This is a genomic window from Pseudomonas sp. NPDC090208, from assembly GCF_044746785.1.
Taxonomy (GTDB): Bacteria; Pseudomonadota; Gammaproteobacteria; order Pseudomonadales; family Pseudomonadaceae; genus Aquipseudomonas.
Genome location: NZ_JBIVCU010000021.1, coordinates 68,820 through 85,698 on the forward strand (window position 1 = coordinate 68,820; position 16,879 = coordinate 85,698).

Consider the following 16,879-nt stretch of genomic DNA (forward strand, 5'->3'; position numbering starts at 1 on the left):
TCCTACAGGGTCACCATCAGAAATCCTTGCAGAGCCGGAGTGCGTCATAGATGGCAGCGTGGGTATTGCGCTGCGCCACGCAGTCACCGATGCGGAACAGCAGGTAACCGTCACCCGACTGACTCAACGACGGCTGCGGCTGGATGGCGAACAGGGCGTCGATGTCGATCTGGCCCTTGTTGCGCGAACCGTCCTTGAGGCCGTAATACAGCTCTTCGTCCGGACGCACGCCGTTCTCGATGACCACCTGATCGACCACCCGCTCCTCTTTGGCGCCGGTGTATTCGTTCTCCAGTACCGCCACCAGCTTGTCGCCTTCGCGGTAGACCTTCTCCAGCATCAGGTCGCCGGTCATGATCACTTCTTTCGGGTACATGCTGCGGTAGTAGGTCGGGAACGACGTACCGCCGATGGCCACACCCGGCTTGATGTCGTCGGTGACGATCTCGACCTGGCTGCCCTTGTCGGCCATGTAGTCGGCGACCGACATGCCGGTAAATTCACAGATGGTGTCGTAGACCAGCACGTTCTTGCCCGGCGCGACCTTGCCGTCGAGCACGTCCCAACTGCTGACCACCAGCCCTTCGGCGGCGCCCCAGTGTTCGTTCTGCTCCATGAACGGATGACCGCCCACCGCCAGCACCACCACATCCGGACGCAGGTCCAGGATGGTCGGAATGTCGGCTGCCGTGCCCAGACGCAGATCCACTTTCAGACGCGCCAGCTCCAGCTGATACCAGCGGGTGATACCGGCGATCTGATCGCGTTGCGGCGCCTTGGCGGCAATCGAAATCTGCCCGCCGATGGCGTCCTTCTTCTCGAACAGCGTCACGTCGTGACCCCGCTCGGCCGACACGCGGGCTGCTTCCATACCGGCAGGGCCGGCACCGACGATCACCACTTTGCGCTTCACGCCGGTGGTTTTCTCGATGATGTGCGGCACGCCCATGTATTCACGGGAGGTCGCGGCGTTCTGGATGCACAGCACGTCCAGGCCCTGGTACTGGCGGTCGATGCAGTAGTTGGCACCGACGCACTGACGGATCTGGTCGACCTGGCCCATCTTGATCTTGGCGATCAGGTGCGGGTCGGCGATGTGCGCGCGGGTCATGCCGACCATGTCGACGTAACCGCCTTCCAGAATGCGCGTGGCCTGGTTCGGGTCCTTGATGTTCTGCGCGTGCAGCACCGGAACCTTGACCACTTCCTTGATACCGGCGGCCAGGTGCAGAAACGGCTCCGGTGGATAACTCATGTTCGGGATGACGTTGGCCAGGGTGTTGTGGGTGTCGCAACCCGAGCCCACCACACCGATGAAATCGATCATGCCGGTCTGGTCGTAATACTTGGCGATCTCTTTCATGTCTTCATGGCTGAGACCGTCCGGGTGGAACTCGTCACCGCAGATCCGCAGGCCCACGCAGAAATCGGGACCGACTTCCTTGCGCACGGCCTTGATTACTTCCAGACCGAAGCGCATGCGGTTTTCGAAGCTGCCGCCCCACTCGTCGGTGCGCTTGTTGACGCGCGGGCTCCAGAACTGGTCGATCATGTGCTGGTGAACGGCGGACAGTTCGACGCCGTCCAGGCCGCCGGCCTTGGCACGGGCCGCAGCGCTGGCGTAGTTGCCGATCACGCGCCAGATCTCTTCCGGCTCGATGGTCTTGCAGGTCGCGCGGTGTACCGGCTCACGGATACCCGACGGCGACATCAGCGTCGGCCAGTGCTCGCCATCCCAGCGGGAACGACGGCCCATGTGGGTAATCTGGATCATGATCTTGGCGCCATGCTTGTGCATGGCGTCGGCCAGATTCTGGAAGTGCGGGATGATCTTGTCGGTCGCCAGGTTGACCGATTTCCACCAGCCTTGCGGGCTGTCGATCGCTACGCTGGAGGAACCGCCACAGATGGCCAGGCCGATACCGCCCTTGGCTTTCTCCTCGTAGTACTTCACGTAACGGTCGGTGGTCATGCCGCCGTCGGTGGCATAGACCTCGGCGTGCGCAGTACTGAGGACGCGGTTGCGGATAGTCAGTTTGCCGATCTGGATCGGCTGAAACATCGCTTCAAAAGCCATCTCACGGTCCTCGGCTTACAACGGTTTTACGACGAACAGGCCATCTTCGTGGCCTTCTTCCGAACCGCCATAGACCTGCTCGGCGACGGTGCGGATGGAACTGCCTTTGGCAGCGAGAATCTGGTCCATGGCGCCGGCGAACCAGCCGGTGAACATGTAATCGACCTTGCGACCGACCTTGCCGTACACGTAAACGAAGGCGGAGTGCTCAAGCTTGACGCTGGCAGTGCCCTTCTCCAGGTCGATGTCCTGGATCTTGAACAGGCCCCAGCCGCGCTGCGACAGACGCTTCATGTAGTGCTCGAACACCGCGACGCCTTCCAGACCGTGACACTCGGCTTCCTTCTCGCACCAGTGCCAGGCGGACTTGTAGCCGGCCTTGTAGAGAATCTCGGCATAGGCGTCGGCGCCCAGCACTTCCTCGATGCCCATGTGGTTGTTGACGAAGAAATGACGCGGCACATACAGCATCGGCAGGGCGTCGGAGGTCCAGACACCGGTCTCGCTGTCGACTTCGATTGGCAATTGCGGGGCGATCTTGGCCATGGAAACTTAACTCCAGAAAATTTTGTTGGATGCCCTCTCCTCGAACGGGAGAGGGAGAAATCAGTGAGCCGAGGGGTTATTCGCCCCAGACGTCGCCCAGGATGCGAACCCAGTTTTCGCCCATGATCTTGCGCACGACGCGCTCGGAATGGCCGCGCTTGAGCAGGGTTTCGGTCAGGTTCGGGAACTCGCCGACGGTACGGATGCCCAGCGGGTTGATGATCTTGCCGAAGTTGGTCAGGCGACGGGCGTAGCCTTTGTCGTGGGTCAGGTATTCGAAGAATTCCTGGCCGTGGCCCTGAGTGAAGTCAGTGCCGATGCCGATGGCGTCTTCGCCGACGATGTTCATCACGTATTCGATGGCTTCGGCGTAGTCGTCGATGGTCGAATCGATGCCCTTGGCCAGGAACGGCGCAAACATGGTCACGCCGACGAAACCGCCGTGGTCGGCGATGAATTTCAGTTCGGCGTCGGACTTGTTGCGTGGGTGTTCTTTCAGGCCCGAAGGCAGGCAGTGGGAATAGGTCACCGGCTTTTTCGATTCCAGAATGACTTCTTCGGAAGTCTTGGAACCGACGTGGGACAGGTCGCACATGATGCCGACGCGGTTCATTTCCGCGACGATTTCACGACCGAAGCCCGACAGGCCGCCGTCGCGCTCGTAGCAACCGGTGCCGACCAGGTTCTGGGTGTTGTAGCACATCTGCACGATGCCCACGCCCAGCTGCTTGAAGATCTCGACGTAGCCGATCTGGTCTTCGAAGGCGTGGGCGTTCTGGAAGCCGAACAGGATGCCGGTCTTGCCCAGCTCCTTGGCCTTGCGGATATCGGCGGTGTTGCGCACCTGGATCACCAGGTCGCTGTTTTCACGAATCAGCTTCTGGCTGGCGGCGATGCTGTTGACGGTCTGCTGGAAGCCTTCCCACACCGAAACAGTGCAGTTGGCCATGGTCAGGCCACCTTTGCGCATGTCTTCAAACAGCTCACGGTTCCATTTGGCAATGATCAGACCGTCGATAACGATGCTGTCTGCGTGCAATTCGGCTGGGCTCATCAGGCTGTCCCCTTGTAGGTTGGTCGCGCACCGAAACGTCTGCCGGCGCTTTGGGGCCAGCATATGCTTGCGGGTCGGATGAGCCGGATGCAAAAACGACAGGGGAATTGCCGAAAGCGTCAAGAAACGACAAAGGACGACTGCAGGCGTCTGCGGCCTGCGTTTGTTCACTGTTCTTTGCCTCGCGCTTGGGCGAGAATTCCTCGCATCACTGAAGCGGGACACCCCAATGAAGACGATTTTTCTGGCTTTGGCTCTATTTGCGACAGGCGCACACGCAGCCCAGAACCCTGACGCCACTCCATGCGACGGCGTCGACGAAGACAAACAGACCCTGGAATGCTCGGTGTACAGCCGTGACACCGCGGTCAAACTGCTGGACGAGAACTTCCAGAACCTGCTGGAGCGGGTGAAGGTCCAGTTCGGCGCCAACAAGGCGCAATCCGACGAGTTCACCGCCAAACTGAAAACCGCCCAGGACGCCTGGAAAAAGCTGCGCGACGCCGATTGCGCCGTGGAAGTCTTCCCGGCTGCGCCCGGCACCAAGGACTACACCATCAGCCAGAACGACTGCCTGGCGCGCATGAGCGACGAGCGGTCGGAGTATCTGGAGAGCATCGCGCAGTCGGAATGACGCGCGAATGCGCTACCCTTGACGCCTTTTGAAAGCTCAAGGGATGCACATGAACATCTGCGGCGTAGAAATCAAAGGCAGCGAGGCTCTCTTCGCTGCCGCCACCCGCGCTGGCGGCACGCTCGAATCGCTGCCGTTGACGGTCAAGAAGATCGCCCTGGAAGACGATGACGAGAGCGCCAACGTCAAAGCCTTCGCCCGGCAGATCGCGGCTTTCGTGCGTGAAAACGCCATCACCCACATCGCCATCAAGAAGCGCAGCAAGAAAGGCGAATTCGCCGGCGGCCCGACCACCTTCAAGATCGAAACCGTCTTTCAACTGCTGGAAGACTGCGAAGTGACCCTGCTGTCGCCGCAGACCCTCACCGCCCAGGCCAAGAAACACAGCATCGAACCACCGGCCGCGCTGAACAAGTACCAGCATGAGGCGTACAAGGCGGCGTGCGCGTTGTTGATGAAAGGCGTGAAGTAAAACCACCCCCTGTGGGAGCGAATTCATTCGCGATTGGCCGATATAGGCGACACATATCTGTCAGATAGATGCTCTGTGGGAGGGAGCCCTGCTCGCGAATCCGGTCAGCCAGTCACCTTTGCAGTGCCTGATTCGACGCTTTCGCGAGCAGGGCTCCCTCCCACAGTTGTCCCAGGTTGCCCCCCCGCAGTCTGCACCTAAGTGCGCGCAACCTCCTTCTCTCGCGCCGCCCGCCCGCGATCCTCCCTCGGGCACACCACATAGCGCGCCTTGTAGCTGCGGGTGAAATACGACGGCGATTCGAAGCCGCAGGCAATGCTGACCTCCAGCACGCTCATGTCGCTCTGGCGCAATAACTGACGGGCCTTTTCCAGGCGCAGGCCGAGGTAGAAGTTGCTCGGCGTGTCGTTCAGGTGCAAACGAAACAGCCGCTCCAGCTGACGCCGGGTGACCTGAATGCCATCCGCCAGCTCCAGCGTGCTCAGCGGCGGCTCGGTGTGCTGCTCCATGACGCCGATGACCTGCACCAGCTTCTTGTTGTTGATGCCATAGCGCGTGGCGATCTGCATGCGCTGGTGGTCCTTGCGCTGGCGAATGCGGCCGAGCACGAACTGTTCCGAGACCTTGATTGCCAGGTCGGCGCCGTGGGCCTGATCGATCAGGTCGAGCATCATGTCGATGGACGCCGTCCCGCCCGCCGAGGTGATACGCCGTCGGTCGATCTCGAACAGCTCCTGAGTCGCCGTCAGCTTGGGGTGACTTTCCTTGAACGCGTCCAGCGCTTCCCAGTGCAGGGTCAGGCGATAACCGTCCAGCAAGCCTGCCTCGGCCAGAATGAAACTGCCGGTGTCGATGGCGCCCAGTGTCACCCCTTCCAGATCCAGACGCCGCAGCCAGTGTTCCAGCGCTGGCGTGCAGCATTTCAGTGGATCGACACTGGCCATGACCCACAGCGTCGCGCCCTTCTTCAGCGGCTCCAGCGCGGCGTCGGCGTTGACCGACATGCCGTTGCTGGCAATCACCGGCCCACCATCGATGCTCAGCACATGCCAGCGAAACAGCTCCCCCCCGAAGCGATTGGCCACGCGCAACGGCTCGACCGCCGACACGAAGCCCATCATGGAAAAGCCGGGCATGAGCAGAAAGTAGAAATCCTGGGACATCGTTGGCGCGTTCCTTGGGATTCAGGCGATGGAAGATCTATCTGTAGGAGTGAGCTTGCTCGCGATAGCGGCGTGTCAGGCACGACTGCATCAGAGATAAAACGCAATCGCGAGCAAGCTCACTCCTACAGATCAGATACTCCCCTTACCCGACCTCGGCAATAGCACAGGTCGCTGCTGTGCAAGAGCTTGTCGCCGCTGTGCGTTTTGAGCCGGGCCCGGCTGCGTAGCTTTGCATCTCAAAAGCGGGCGGCAAAAGCCCGCGTCACGCAAACGGCCTGCAAGGAACCCACACATGAACCACGACGTCATCATCACCTGCGCACTCACCGGTGCTGGCGACACGACCGGGAAAAGCCATCTGGTCCCGATCACCCCGAAACAGATCGCCGCTGCCGCCGTTGAAGCGGCCAAGGCCGGCGCCACCGTGGTTCACTGCCATGTGCGCGATCCGCAGACCGGCAAATTCAGCCGCGACGTCGAGCTGTATCGCGAAACCATGGACCGCATCCGCGAAGCGGACATCGACATCATCGTCAACCTGACCGCCGGCATGGGTGGCGACCTGGAGATCGGCCCGGGCGAGCGCCCTACCGACTTCGGCCCTGCCACCGATCTGGTCGGCCCGCTGGCCCGTCTGGCCCACGTTGAAGCACTGCTGCCGGAAATCTGCACGCTGGACTGCGGCACCCTGAACTTCGGCGACGGCGACACCATTTACGTCTCCACCCCGGCGCAACTGCGTGCCGGCGCCAAGCGCATCCAGGAACTTGGCGTGAAGGCCGAGCTGGAAATCTTCGACACCGGCCACCTGTGGTTCGCCAAGCAGATGATGAAAGAAGGCCTGCTGGACAACCCGCTGTTCCAGCTCTGCCTGGGCATCCCGTGGGGCGCGCCGGCTGACACCACCACCATGAAAGCCATGGTCGACAACCTGCCGGCCGACGTGGTCTGGGCCGGTTTCGGCATCGGCCGCATGCAAATGCCGATGGCCGCACAGGCGGTGCTGCTGGGCGGCAACGTGCGGGTCGGGCTGGAAGACAACATCTGGCTGGACAAGGGTGTGCTGGCGAGCAACGGCGCCCTGGTCGAACGCGCCAGCGAAATCCTCAGCCGCATGGGCGCACGGGTCATGACCCCAGCCGAAGGCCGCGTGAAGATGGGGCTGAAGAAGCGCTTCTGAATTGCCTGAATTCTCCCTGTGGGAGCCGGCTTGCTGGCGAAAGCGCCCGATCAGCCACATCGTCGTGCCTGACACACCGCATTCGCCAGCAAGCCGGCTCCTACAGGTTCACTGTGAACCTGCTTTCGAGACCTCACCATGACCTTCATCACCGACATCAAAACCTTCGCTGCGCTGGGCAGCGGTGTCATCGGCAGCGGCTGGGTTGCCCGCGCCCTCGCCCATGGCCTGGACGTGATCGCCTGGGACCCGGCGCCAGGGGCCGAAGCGGCCTTGCGCAAGCGCGTCGCCAATGCCTGGCCGGCGCTGGAAAAGAAAGGCCTGGCGGCCGGCGCGTCGCAGGAGCGTCTGCGTTTCGTCGCCACCATCGAGGAATGCGTGCGTGACGCCGACTTCATCCAGGAAAGCGCCCCGGAACGCCTCGACCTGAAACTCGACCTGCACAACAAGATCAGCGCGGCGGCCAAGCCCAACGCCCTGATCGGCTCCAGCACCTCGGGCCTGCTGCCGTCGGAGTTCTACGAAACCGCCACGCACCCTGAGCGCTGCGTGGTGGGTCACCCGTTCAACCCGGTGTACCTGCTACCGCTGGTGGAAGTAGTCGGCGGCAAGAACACCGCGCCGGAAGCCGTGCAGGCGGCGATCAAGGTGTATGAATCCCTCGGCATGCGTCCGCTGCATGTGCGCAAGGAAGTCCCCGGCTTCATCGCTGACCGCCTGCTCGAAGCGCTGTGGCGTGAAGCGCTGCATCTGGTCAACGACGGCGTGGCGACCACGGGTGAAATCGACGACGCGATCCGCTTCGGCGCCGGTCTGCGCTGGTCGTTCATGGGCACGTTCCTGACCTACACCCTGGCCGGTGGCGACGCGGGCATGCGGCATTTCATGGCCCAGTTCGGCCCGGCGCTGCAATTGCCGTGGACGTACCTGCCGGCGCCGGAACTGACCGACAAGCTGATCGACGATGTGGTCGATGGCACCAGCGACCAGCTCGGCAGCCACAGCATTTCGGCGCTGGAGCGCTATCGCGACGACGCCCTGCTGGCAGTGCTGGAGGCGGTGAAGACCACCAAGGAAAAACACGGCATGAGCTTCAGCGAATAAAAAACCTTCTACCCCTTGGTGGCTCGACTGCCGCTATCGCGAGCAAGCTCACTCCTACAGACGGCACAGCACTTGTAGGAGTGAGCTTGCTCGCGATGAGGCCAGCCCGGCCAGCCAAGGATTTTCCAGATCGAATCCGGTAATGACCATGCCCGCCCTGACCACCTACAACACCCCGATCCTCGCCGACTGGGTCGACTACAACGGCCATCTGCGCGATGCGTTCTATCTGCTGATCTTCAGCTACGCCACCGACGCTTTCATGGACCGCATCGGCCTGGCCAGCGACGATCGCAGCGCCAGCGGCAACTCGCTGTTCACTCTGGAGGCTCACATCAACTACCTGCACGAGGTAAAGCTCGACGAGCAGGTGGAAGTGCGCACACAGATCGTCGCCCATGACCGCAAACGCGTGCAGCTCTATCACAGCCTGTACAAGGTGGGTGGCGACGAAGAACTGGCCGCCAGCGAGCAGATGCTGCTGCATGTGGACCTGGCCGCAGGACCGAAGTCGGCGCCGTTCAGTGAGCAATCGCTGGAAGCCTTGCGTGTGCTCACTGAAGCGCAAGCCGATCAGCCAGCGCCGGCTTATGTCGGTCGCTTGATCGGCCTGCCCGGCAAGGCCTGAGACTGTCGCAATCCTTATGGGAGGGAGCCCTCCCACAGTTCTTCCGTGTTCAGCAGATCGAGTCCATCCACGGTTCTAGGCAGTGACTCGCTTTCCTGCGGGCCGGGCTTCGACGCTGACCTGCGGCTCATCATCCAGCTTGATGAACATCGCCAGCACCGGCCCCAGCAGCACCACCGAGATCGAGGCGGTGAACGCCGCCGTCCAGTTGGTCCCGGTGACATCCAGCAGCCAGCCGATCACCACCGGCGATACCGCCCCCGCCACGGCCATGCCGAAGAAGGTGCAGGCACTGGAAGTCGCGGAATGTTCGTGGGACACCTCGGTGCCGATCACCCACAGTGGCGAATCCGCCAGTTCCGAACAGAAGAACGAGAAGCTCAGGCCCGCCGCACAGATATAGATGTTCTGCGTGAACATCAGCGGAATGAGGCCGATGATCGATGCAAGAAAGCCGAAGATGATCAGGTCACGCCGTGAGCGCAGCTTGTTGCCGGTGACCTTGAAACGCCAGTCCGAGAGCATCCCGCCGACCGCCGTGCCGACCGTACCGCCCAACAGCACGAAGGTGGAAAACAGCGCGGTCTTGGACAGGTCCATGCCATAGCGCTGGGTGAAGAACGACGGAATCCAGTTGAGGAAGAACCACAGCACCCAACCATGGCAGAAGCAGGTGGCCGCTGCTGGCCAGACCTTGCGCAGCATGGTTGGCCAATGTACCGGCGGGGCTACCCGCACAGGCTCCATCACCACGGCTTCGACCTGTTTCTTCGACTCGCCGAGGATGAAGTACATGACGAACATGTAGATCAGCGTCAGCACGCCAAGAATGATGAACGCCATGCGCCAGGAGAATTGCAGGATCAGGAACGTCACGATCAGCGGCGCCAGCGCATTCGCCAGACGTCCGGAAGCGTGCATGACGCCCTGGGCCGTACCGCGCTGAGTCACCGGGATGGCCCGGGCGATCATTCTCGCGGCGGTCGGATAGATCGGCGCCTCACCGACACCGACCACGAAGCGGGCGATGACCAGCACGATCAGGCCGCTGACCAGCCCGGTGGCGATGGTCGCCACCGACCAGATCACGCCGTACAGCAGCATCGCCTTGCGTGAACCGATACGGTCGCTGAGCCAGCCGCCGGGGATCATGAAGCAGCTGTAGGCGATGGCGAAGGCCGAGAACATCATGCCCAGATTGGTGTTGCTGAAGCCCAGCTCCTTGCTGATGGTGGGCGCGGCCACCGCCAGATTGGTGCGGTCCACGTACATGATGAAAGCCATGACGCAGAGCAACACGAAAGTCAGTGTCGCCCTGCGCTTTTGCGCATGAGTCGGTAACATTTTATCCACCTGTTCTTATCGTTCTCGTGGAACGGGCTGCTGTTTCCAGCGGCCCGCGTCGCTACTTCACACAACGGCGACTTACTTGAAAAAGCCCTGCAGGACTTCATAGGTTTCGTCGGGGCATTCCTCCTGCAGGTAATGGCCCGAGGGCACCGTGGCCGTCTGCACGATGTTGCTCGCGTAACGGCCCCAGACTTCGGCGGCGTTGTGATTGCGACCCACGCCGCCCTTTTCGCCCCAGAGAATCAGCGCCGGCACATCGACCCGGCGTCCGGCCTCGAAGTCAGCGGTGTCCATGTCCAGATCGATGCCGAAGGTCGCCCGATAGTCCTCGCACATGGCGTGGGTGGTGGCCGGGTTCTTGATGCAACGGATGTAATCCGCCAGCGCCTCGGGCCCGAAGAACGCGGTGCCCTGAGCGGTCTTCGACAGTTTGCGCAGGATGAAGAACTCGGGATCGGCATCCATCATCCGCTCCGGGGTCGGGTAATCCTGAGCCATGAAGAACCAGTGCCAGGAGAATTTGCCCCATTGCCGGGTGACGTTATTGAGCAGGTGGTGCTGCGGCAGCATGTCGACGAAGCCGGCCTTGAGCACCTTTTCCGGGTGATCCAGGCACATGCGGTGCAGCACGCGGGCGCCACGGTCGTGACCGGCGGCGTTGAAGCGCTCGAAGCCCAGCGACTGCATGACTTCGACCTGATCCTGGGCCATGGCGCGAAACGAGTAATCGGAGTGATCGCCGCCACCTTCCGGTTTGGAGCTGTCGCCATAGCCGCGCAGGTCAGTGCAGACCACGGTGAAGTCGCGGGCCAGACGCGGTGCGATCTTGTGCCACGACAGATGGTTGAACGGGTTGCCGTGCATCAGCAGCAGGGGTGGGCCTTCACCGCCGACGACGGTGACGATCTCGGCGCCGCTGGTCTTGACGGTGGTCTTGCGGAAATTCTCGAACATATCGCCAGCCTCTTTTTTATCGGTTTTATTCTTGAGTACGAACGTCCTGTGAACCGGATGAATTCCCTGTCGCTATGCGCTGAGCGCCTCCCGTTTGTGCTTGCGGGCGGCGGCGTTGTCGGTGGCGACCCGGAAGGCAGCGGCCATGGCGCCGACATCCGCCTTGCCGGTGCCGACGATGTCGTAGGCCACGCCGTGGGCTGGAGTCGCGTACACGGTTTTCAGGCCGCCGGTGAGGGTCACGCCCTGGGAGAAGCCGAGCAGCTTGGTCGCGATCTGTCCCTGGTCGTGATACATGATCACCACCGCGTCGAAATCACCGTTGCGGGCCTTGATGAACACGGTGTCGGAAGGGAACGGGCCTTCGCTGGCGAGCCCTTTGGCGCGGAGCTTTTCCAGGGTCGGGCGGATGATGGTGATTTCTTCATCGCCGAACAGGCCGTTCTCGCCGTTGTGCGGATTGAGCGCCGCCACGCCAATACGCGGTTTGCTGTTGCCCATGGCGCCAAGGGTGTCGTGGGCCAGACGCAGGGCACCTTCGATACGATCCGGCTGGACCATGTCCACCGCCTTGCGCAGCGCCACGTGGGAAGTGACGCGGAAGGTGGAAAACTGCGGGATGATGTTCACTTCGCCGAAGTAGCCGACATGATCGGTCCAGGCGGCGAACATCTGGTGTTCGTCGTGGTAGTTCCAACCGCCACGGTGCAGCCCGGCCTTGTTCAGCGGCGCGAAGCAGATGCCGTCCAGCTTGCCAGCCAGGGCCATGTCGGTCATGACTTTCAGGGTTTCACCGGTGAGCCGGCCAGACTCGGCGCTCACCTGGCCGCGTTCGTACAGTGCCGGGTCGATGTTGTGCAGATCCAGCAGCGGCACCGCCACGCTGCGGTGGTCAGCCTCACTGATGTGCGTAATCTTCGTGTACGGAAGGTCGATGCCGGCATCGCGCATGCCCAGCTTCAGGACCCGTTCGTCACCGATGATCACGACGTCAGCCCGCTCCCGCGCTTCGGGCGTCGACAGCAGCTTGACCACCAGTTCGGGGCCGATGCCTGTGACATCACCGAGCATTAGTCCAATCAGAGGCTTCATCAGGTGTTCTCCGGTCCGGTTTTGTTGTTGTAGTGAGCCTCATCCTAGTCCTGTGCCCGGCAGCAACAACGCGCAAAGCGTGGGAGGGCGATTCACGGAGTGTGGTTTTCGAGACCGGCTGCGGATTGCAGATTCACGCGATTCCTTGTGGGAGGGAGCTCTGCTCGCGATAGGGTCAGGTCAGGCACTGCCGCATGAACTGGCAGGACGCTATCGCGAGCAGGGCTCCCTCCCACAGGCGTTGTGCTAATGGACATTCCTCCTGCCCCCCCAAATCGCGACCGTCGTAACCTCCGATTGCTCCTACAGCTGCCCATGTGCGCCGGATAATCTGCAGGCACAAAAAAGCCCGCATCGCTGCGGGCTTTTTTCAGGTCGGCTGACCGATCAATTCACGATCAGTTGACCTTGGCGTCCAGCTCGCCACGGGCATAACGCTCGAACATGCGCTCCAGGGAGATCGGTTTGATCTTCGAGGCGTTGCCGGCGGTGCCGAAGGCTTCGTAACGGGCGATGCACACGTCGCGCATGGCGGTAACGGTTTTCGCCAGGTATTTGCGCGGGTCGAACTCGGCGCGGTTCTTGGCCATGAACTCACGGATGGCACCGGTGGACGCCAGACGCAGGTCGGTGTCGATGTTGACCTTGCGCACGCCGTGCTTGATGCCTTCAACGATTTCTTCGACCGGCACACCGTAGGTTTCTTTGATGTCGCCGCCGTATTCGTTGATGATCTTCAGCCATTCCTGAGGAACCGACGAAGAACCGTGCATCACCAGGTGGGTGTTAGGGATGCGCTTGTGGATTTCCTTGATGCGTTCGATCGCCAGGATGTCGCCGGTTGGCGGCTTGGTGAACTTGTACGCACCGTGACTGGTGCCGATGGCGATGGCCAGGGCGTCCACGTTGGTTTTCTTGACGAAGTCGGCGGCTTCTTCAGGGTCGGTCAGCATCTGGCTGTGGTCCAGAACGCCTTCGGCGCCCACGCCGTCTTCTTCGCCGGCCATGCCGGTTTCCAGCGAGCCCAGAACACCCAGCTCACCTTCGACCGAAACACCGCACGCGTGCGCCATGGCGACTACGCGCTGGGTCACGTCGACGTTGTATTCGTAGGTGGTCGGGGTCTTGCCGTCGGTGCCCAGCGAGCCGTCCATCATCACCGAGCTGAAGCCCAGTTGCATGGAGCGCTGGCAGATGTCAGGGCTGGTGCCGTGGTCCTGGTGCATGACCACCGGGATGTGCGGGAATTCTTCGATCGCGGCCAGGATCAGGTGGCGCAGGAACGGCGCACCGGCGTATTTGCGCGCACCGGCCGAAGCCTGAACGATCACCGGGGAATCGGTCTTGTCGGCCGCTTCCATAATGGCGCGCATCTGTTCCAGGTTGTTCACGTTGAATGCAGGAACGCCGTAGCCGAATTCGGCGGCGTGGTCCAACATCTGGCGCATGCTGATAAGTGCCATTGTCTGTCTCTCTCCCGGTAGGGTCGTTAATCGCGTGTGCCCGCCATGGCGGCGGCTTTTTCAAATTATAGGGGCGTAATACGTTGTGACTCGCCCGGTGTTGCATCGCTCGCGCCGTTCAGCGCCTCAAGGCGCCTTGCAGCCGCGACCGATCAAATCGTTGGTGGCGTCCCAGTAGACCAGGCCTTCGCTACCCTGGTTGTCGAAGGCCAGCACACCGTTGCTGTACAGCGCGCCGGACGCACCCGGCGCAGCCTGCAGGCGGAACACCTGCTCGCTCTGGTTCAGGCGCACTTCGACTTCTTTTTTAGCAGCGTCGGCATAACGCCAGTAAACCTCAGCCTTGCTGTCGCAGACCCAATGGGTCCACGGGTCGGCCGGCTCCGAAGCCTTCATGCTGGCACAACCGCCCAGCAGCATCAGTGTCGCAAGGGCAATCAAGCCTTTCATTACCACTCCTGGATCCCCTGCGAAGCGCGACCTGCGTCAGCGCTTCGATTGCCAGGGGCAGTTCCGTTTCTGATGTTCGCGCAGGCCGTCGGTTCAGATTCAGCGACAGGCTACCGGCCCGACCTGAGGCATGAATTCATACTTCTCCCACACCTCGGGCCCGCCACGTTTATAGACGATCGGCACGGTTTCAGCCTGCCAGCCGGCCTGATAGCAGCTGACTTGCAGCAGCTCCGGCGCGGTGTCCGACGCTGTCTGTGCCTGCGGTTCACTGGCACAACCGACCAGCAGACCCGCCATGATCAACAGCGGTAATGGCTTGAGCATGTCACTCCCCTTCACCCCGGCCCGGTATTCAGGCCTTGGCGCGTTGTTCCAGAACTTCCACGGCCGGCAGTACCTTGCCCTCGACGAATTCGAGGAACGCACCGCCGCCGGTGGAGATATAGGAAATCTGCTCGCCTACGCCGTATTTGTCGATAGCGGCCAGGGTGTCACCACCACCGGCGATGGAGAACGCCGGGCTTTCGGCAATCGCCTTGGCCAGGGTCTTGGTGCCTTCGCCGAACTGGTCGAACTCGAACACGCCGACCGGGCCGTTCCACAGGACAGTCTTGGAAGATTTCAACAGATCGGCGAAATGCGCAGCGGTTTTCGGGCCGATGTCGAGGATCATGTCGTCGTCGGCAACGTCAGCGATGGCCTTGACGGTGGCTTCGGCGTCAGCGGCGAACTGCTTGGCAACGACCACGTCGACCGGCAGTGGCACGCTGACCTTGGCGGCGATGGCCTTGGCAGTGTCCAGCAGATCAGGCTCGTACAGCGACTTGCCGACCTTGTGGCCTGCGGCCGCGAGGAAGGTGTTGGCGATGCCGCCACCGACGATCAGCTGATCACAAATGGTGCTCAGGCTGTTGAGCACGTCCAGCTTGGTCGACACCTTGGAGCCGGCAACGATGGCGGCCATTGGCTTGGCCGGGTTGCCCAGGGCCTTGCCCAGTGCGTCCAGTTCGGCGGCCAGCAGCGGGCCTGCCGCAGCTACCTTGGCGAACTTGGCGACGCCGTGGGTCGAGCCTTCGGCGCGGTGAGCGGTGCCGAAAGCGTCCATCACGAACACGTCGCACAGGGCAGCGTATTTCTGCGCCAGTTCGTCAGCGTTTTTCTTTTCGCCCTTGTTGAAGCGCACGTTCTCGAACAGCACGATGTCGCCGGCCTTCACGTCGACGCCGTCGAGGTATTCGGCGACCAGCGGCACTTCGCGGCCCAAAGCCTTGGACAGGTAGTCAGCCACAGGCTTGAGGCTGTTCTCGGCAGAGAATTCACCTTCGGTCGGACGACCCAGGTGCGAGCAGACCATGACAGCCGCGCCTTTTTCCAGGGCCAGCTTGATGGTCGGCAGCGAAGCGAGAATACGGGCGTCGCTGGTGACGACACCGTCCTTGACCGGGACGTTAAGGTCTTCGCGGATCAATACGCGCTTACCTTGCAGATCGAGGTCGGTCATCTTCAACACGGTCATGAGGCGTTCCCTGTTTCTTACTGTTGTTTATGGATGCTGCGCAGATAGTGGTCCGCGACATCCAGCATTCGGTTGGCAAAACCCCATTCGTTGTCGAACCACGCCAGCACGTTGACCAGTCGCGGCCCGGAAACCCGGGTCTGGCTGGCATCGATGATGGCCGAATGAGGGTCGTGGTTGAAATCACAACTGGCGTGCGGCAATTCGGTGTAAGCCAGCAAGCCTTTGAGCGGGCCGCTGCTGGCGGCCTCGCGCAGAATCCGGTTGATCTCGGTCGCATCGGTATCACGCGCCACCGCCATGGTGATGTCCAGGCAGGAGACGTTCACCGTCGGTACCCGAACTGCTTTGGCCTGAATTCGGCCGGCAAGTTCCGGAAGCAGCCGCTCGATACCTCTGGCCAGACCGGTGGACACCGGAATGATCGACTGGAAGGCCGAGCGCGTGCGGCGCAGGTCTTCGTGGTGATAGGCGTCGATCACCGGCTGGTCGTTCATCGCCGAGTGGATCGTGGTGATGGTCACGTACTCCAGCCCCAGCTCGCGGTTCAGCAGGTCGAGCAACGGCACGCTGCAGTTGGTGGTGCAGGACGCCGCCGAGATCAGCAGCTCTTCCCCGGTCAGTTTCTGCTGATTGATGCCGTACACGATGGTCGCGTCGACATCGGCTTCGCTGGCCATCGGGTGGGAGAACAGCACGCGGGGCGCACGGGCGGCGAGAAAACGCTCGCCGTCGGCGCGGGTGTGATAGACACCCGAGCACTCGATCACCAGATCGACGTCCAGCGCATCCCAGTCGATGCCTTCCGGCGTCGCGCTGCGGAACACTTTGATGACGTGATCGTTGATGTGCAGAAAATCGCCTTCGACCCGCACATCGCCGGGGAAACGGCCATGGGTGGAGTCGAAGCGCGTGAGGTATTCGAGACTGGCCATGTCGGCCAGATCGTTGATCGCCACCACCTCGAAGCCGGCCTTCGCCCCTCGCTCGCACAGCGCGCGCAGCACGCAGCGGCCGATGCGGCCGTAACCATTGAGGGCGACTTTATAAGGACGTGGCTGAGGCATGAGGGTTCTCGGTTTTGAATGACACAAAGAACCTGTAGGAGTGAGCTTGCTCGCGATTGCGGAGTGTCAGTCACGATCACAGTGTCTGACACGCCCCATCGCGAGCAAGCTCACTCCTACAGT

Annotated in this window: 17 protein-coding genes; 5 read left to right on the forward strand and 12 right to left on the reverse strand. The window is 61.8% G+C overall.

All coding sequences use genetic code 11. The features are described from left to right. Positions 1–16: 16 nt before the first annotated feature. The 3 genes from dgcA to ACIPL0_RS26835 all read right to left on the reverse strand — a co-directional run bounded on the left by dgcA (position 17) and on the right by ACIPL0_RS26835 (position 3,677). Positions 17–2,077 (reverse strand): dimethylglycine demethylation protein DgcA, encoded by a 2,061-nt coding sequence (dgcA, locus tag ACIPL0_RS26825; protein ID WP_400601495.1) that lies wholly within the window; start codon positions 2,075–2,077, stop codon positions 17–19. A 15-nt stretch (positions 2,078–2,092) separates the two neighbouring features. Next, positions 2,093–2,623 carry a DUF5943 domain-containing protein gene (locus ACIPL0_RS26830; RefSeq protein WP_400601493.1) on the reverse strand — a complete coding sequence of 177 codons (531 nt, stop codon included), beginning with the start codon at positions 2,621–2,623 and terminating at the stop codon, positions 2,093–2,095. Positions 2,624–2,699: 76 nt separating this feature from the next. Next, positions 2,700–3,677, reverse strand: coding sequence for a dipeptidase (locus ACIPL0_RS26835; protein ID WP_400601491.1), 978 nt, complete (start codon positions 3,675–3,677; stop codon positions 2,700–2,702). Between the two features lie 229 nt (positions 3,678–3,906). Here ACIPL0_RS26835 and ACIPL0_RS26840 point away from each other — a divergent pair, with 229 nt between their 5' ends. Both ACIPL0_RS26840 and ACIPL0_RS26845 read left to right on the forward strand, forming a co-directional pair. Further along, positions 3,907–4,311, forward strand: a complete 405-nt coding sequence (locus tag ACIPL0_RS26840) for a lysozyme inhibitor LprI family protein (protein WP_400601489.1) — start codon at positions 3,907–3,909, stop codon at positions 4,309–4,311. A 49-nt stretch (positions 4,312–4,360) separates the two neighbouring features. Continuing rightward, positions 4,361–4,783: a DUF3010 family protein gene (locus tag ACIPL0_RS26845; protein ID WP_400601487.1), complete on the forward strand. Its 423-nt coding sequence runs from the start codon at positions 4,361–4,363 to the stop codon at positions 4,781–4,783. A 197-nt stretch (positions 4,784–4,980) separates the two neighbouring features. On the opposite strand, the gene ACIPL0_RS26850 is transcribed toward ACIPL0_RS26845, so the two are convergent. Then, positions 4,981–5,946, reverse strand: coding sequence for a GlxA family transcriptional regulator (locus tag ACIPL0_RS26850; protein ID WP_400601485.1), 966 nt, complete (start codon positions 5,944–5,946; stop codon positions 4,981–4,983). 295 nt (positions 5,947–6,241) lie between these two features. On the opposite strand from ACIPL0_RS26850, the gene ACIPL0_RS26855 reads away from it, so the two are divergent. The 3 genes from ACIPL0_RS26855 to ACIPL0_RS26865 all read left to right on the forward strand — a co-directional run bounded on the left by ACIPL0_RS26855 (position 6,242) and on the right by ACIPL0_RS26865 (position 8,861). After that, complete coding sequence (locus ACIPL0_RS26855; protein WP_400601483.1) at positions 6,242–7,129, forward strand: 3-keto-5-aminohexanoate cleavage protein; 888 nt, start codon at positions 6,242–6,244, stop codon at positions 7,127–7,129. Positions 7,130–7,267: 138 nt separating this feature from the next. Further along, on the forward strand, positions 7,268–8,233 hold the full coding sequence (locus ACIPL0_RS26860; protein ID WP_400601481.1) for an L-carnitine dehydrogenase: 966 nt from the start codon (positions 7,268–7,270) through the stop codon (positions 8,231–8,233). A 148-nt stretch (positions 8,234–8,381) separates the two neighbouring features. After that, the gene (locus ACIPL0_RS26865) at positions 8,382–8,861 is read left to right on the forward strand and encodes a thioesterase family protein (RefSeq protein ID WP_400601601.1); all 480 of its coding nucleotides are present in this window, start codon (positions 8,382–8,384) and stop codon (positions 8,859–8,861) included. A 75-nt stretch (positions 8,862–8,936) separates the two neighbouring features. On the opposite strand, the gene ACIPL0_RS26870 is transcribed toward ACIPL0_RS26865, so the two are convergent. The 8 genes from ACIPL0_RS26870 to epd form a co-directional block, all read right to left on the reverse strand. Continuing rightward, positions 8,937–10,205 (reverse strand): MFS transporter, encoded by a 1,269-nt coding sequence (locus ACIPL0_RS26870; RefSeq protein WP_400601479.1) that lies wholly within the window; start codon positions 10,203–10,205, stop codon positions 8,937–8,939. Between the two features lie 81 nt (positions 10,206–10,286). Beyond that, positions 10,287–11,165, reverse strand: coding sequence for an alpha/beta fold hydrolase (locus ACIPL0_RS26875; protein ID WP_400601477.1), 879 nt, complete (start codon positions 11,163–11,165; stop codon positions 10,287–10,289). A 72-nt stretch (positions 11,166–11,237) separates the two neighbouring features. Next, positions 11,238–12,257, reverse strand: coding sequence for a PdxA family protein (locus ACIPL0_RS26880; protein WP_400601475.1), 1,020 nt, complete (start codon positions 12,255–12,257; stop codon positions 11,238–11,240). 398 nt (positions 12,258–12,655) lie between these two features. After that, entirely contained in the window at positions 12,656–13,720 is a 1,065-nt protein-coding gene (gene fba / locus ACIPL0_RS26885) for a class II fructose-bisphosphate aldolase (RefSeq protein ID WP_400601473.1), read from the reverse strand. A 126-nt stretch (positions 13,721–13,846) separates the two neighbouring features. Beyond that, positions 13,847–14,170: an MliC family protein gene (locus ACIPL0_RS26890; RefSeq protein WP_400601471.1), complete on the reverse strand. Its 324-nt coding sequence runs from the start codon at positions 14,168–14,170 to the stop codon at positions 13,847–13,849. Between the two features lie 99 nt (positions 14,171–14,269). Next, a complete protein-coding gene (locus ACIPL0_RS26895; RefSeq protein ID WP_400601469.1) occupies positions 14,270–14,497 on the reverse strand; it encodes a hypothetical protein in 228 nt (75 codons plus the stop codon). A 28-nt stretch (positions 14,498–14,525) separates the two neighbouring features. Next, positions 14,526–15,689: a phosphoglycerate kinase gene (locus ACIPL0_RS26900; protein WP_400601467.1), complete on the reverse strand. Its 1,164-nt coding sequence runs from the start codon at positions 15,687–15,689 to the stop codon at positions 14,526–14,528. Positions 15,690–15,706: 17 nt separating this feature from the next. Beyond that, positions 15,707–16,756: an erythrose-4-phosphate dehydrogenase gene (gene epd / locus ACIPL0_RS26905; protein WP_400601465.1), complete on the reverse strand. Its 1,050-nt coding sequence runs from the start codon at positions 16,754–16,756 to the stop codon at positions 15,707–15,709. Between the last annotated feature and the right edge of the window lie 123 nt (positions 16,757–16,879).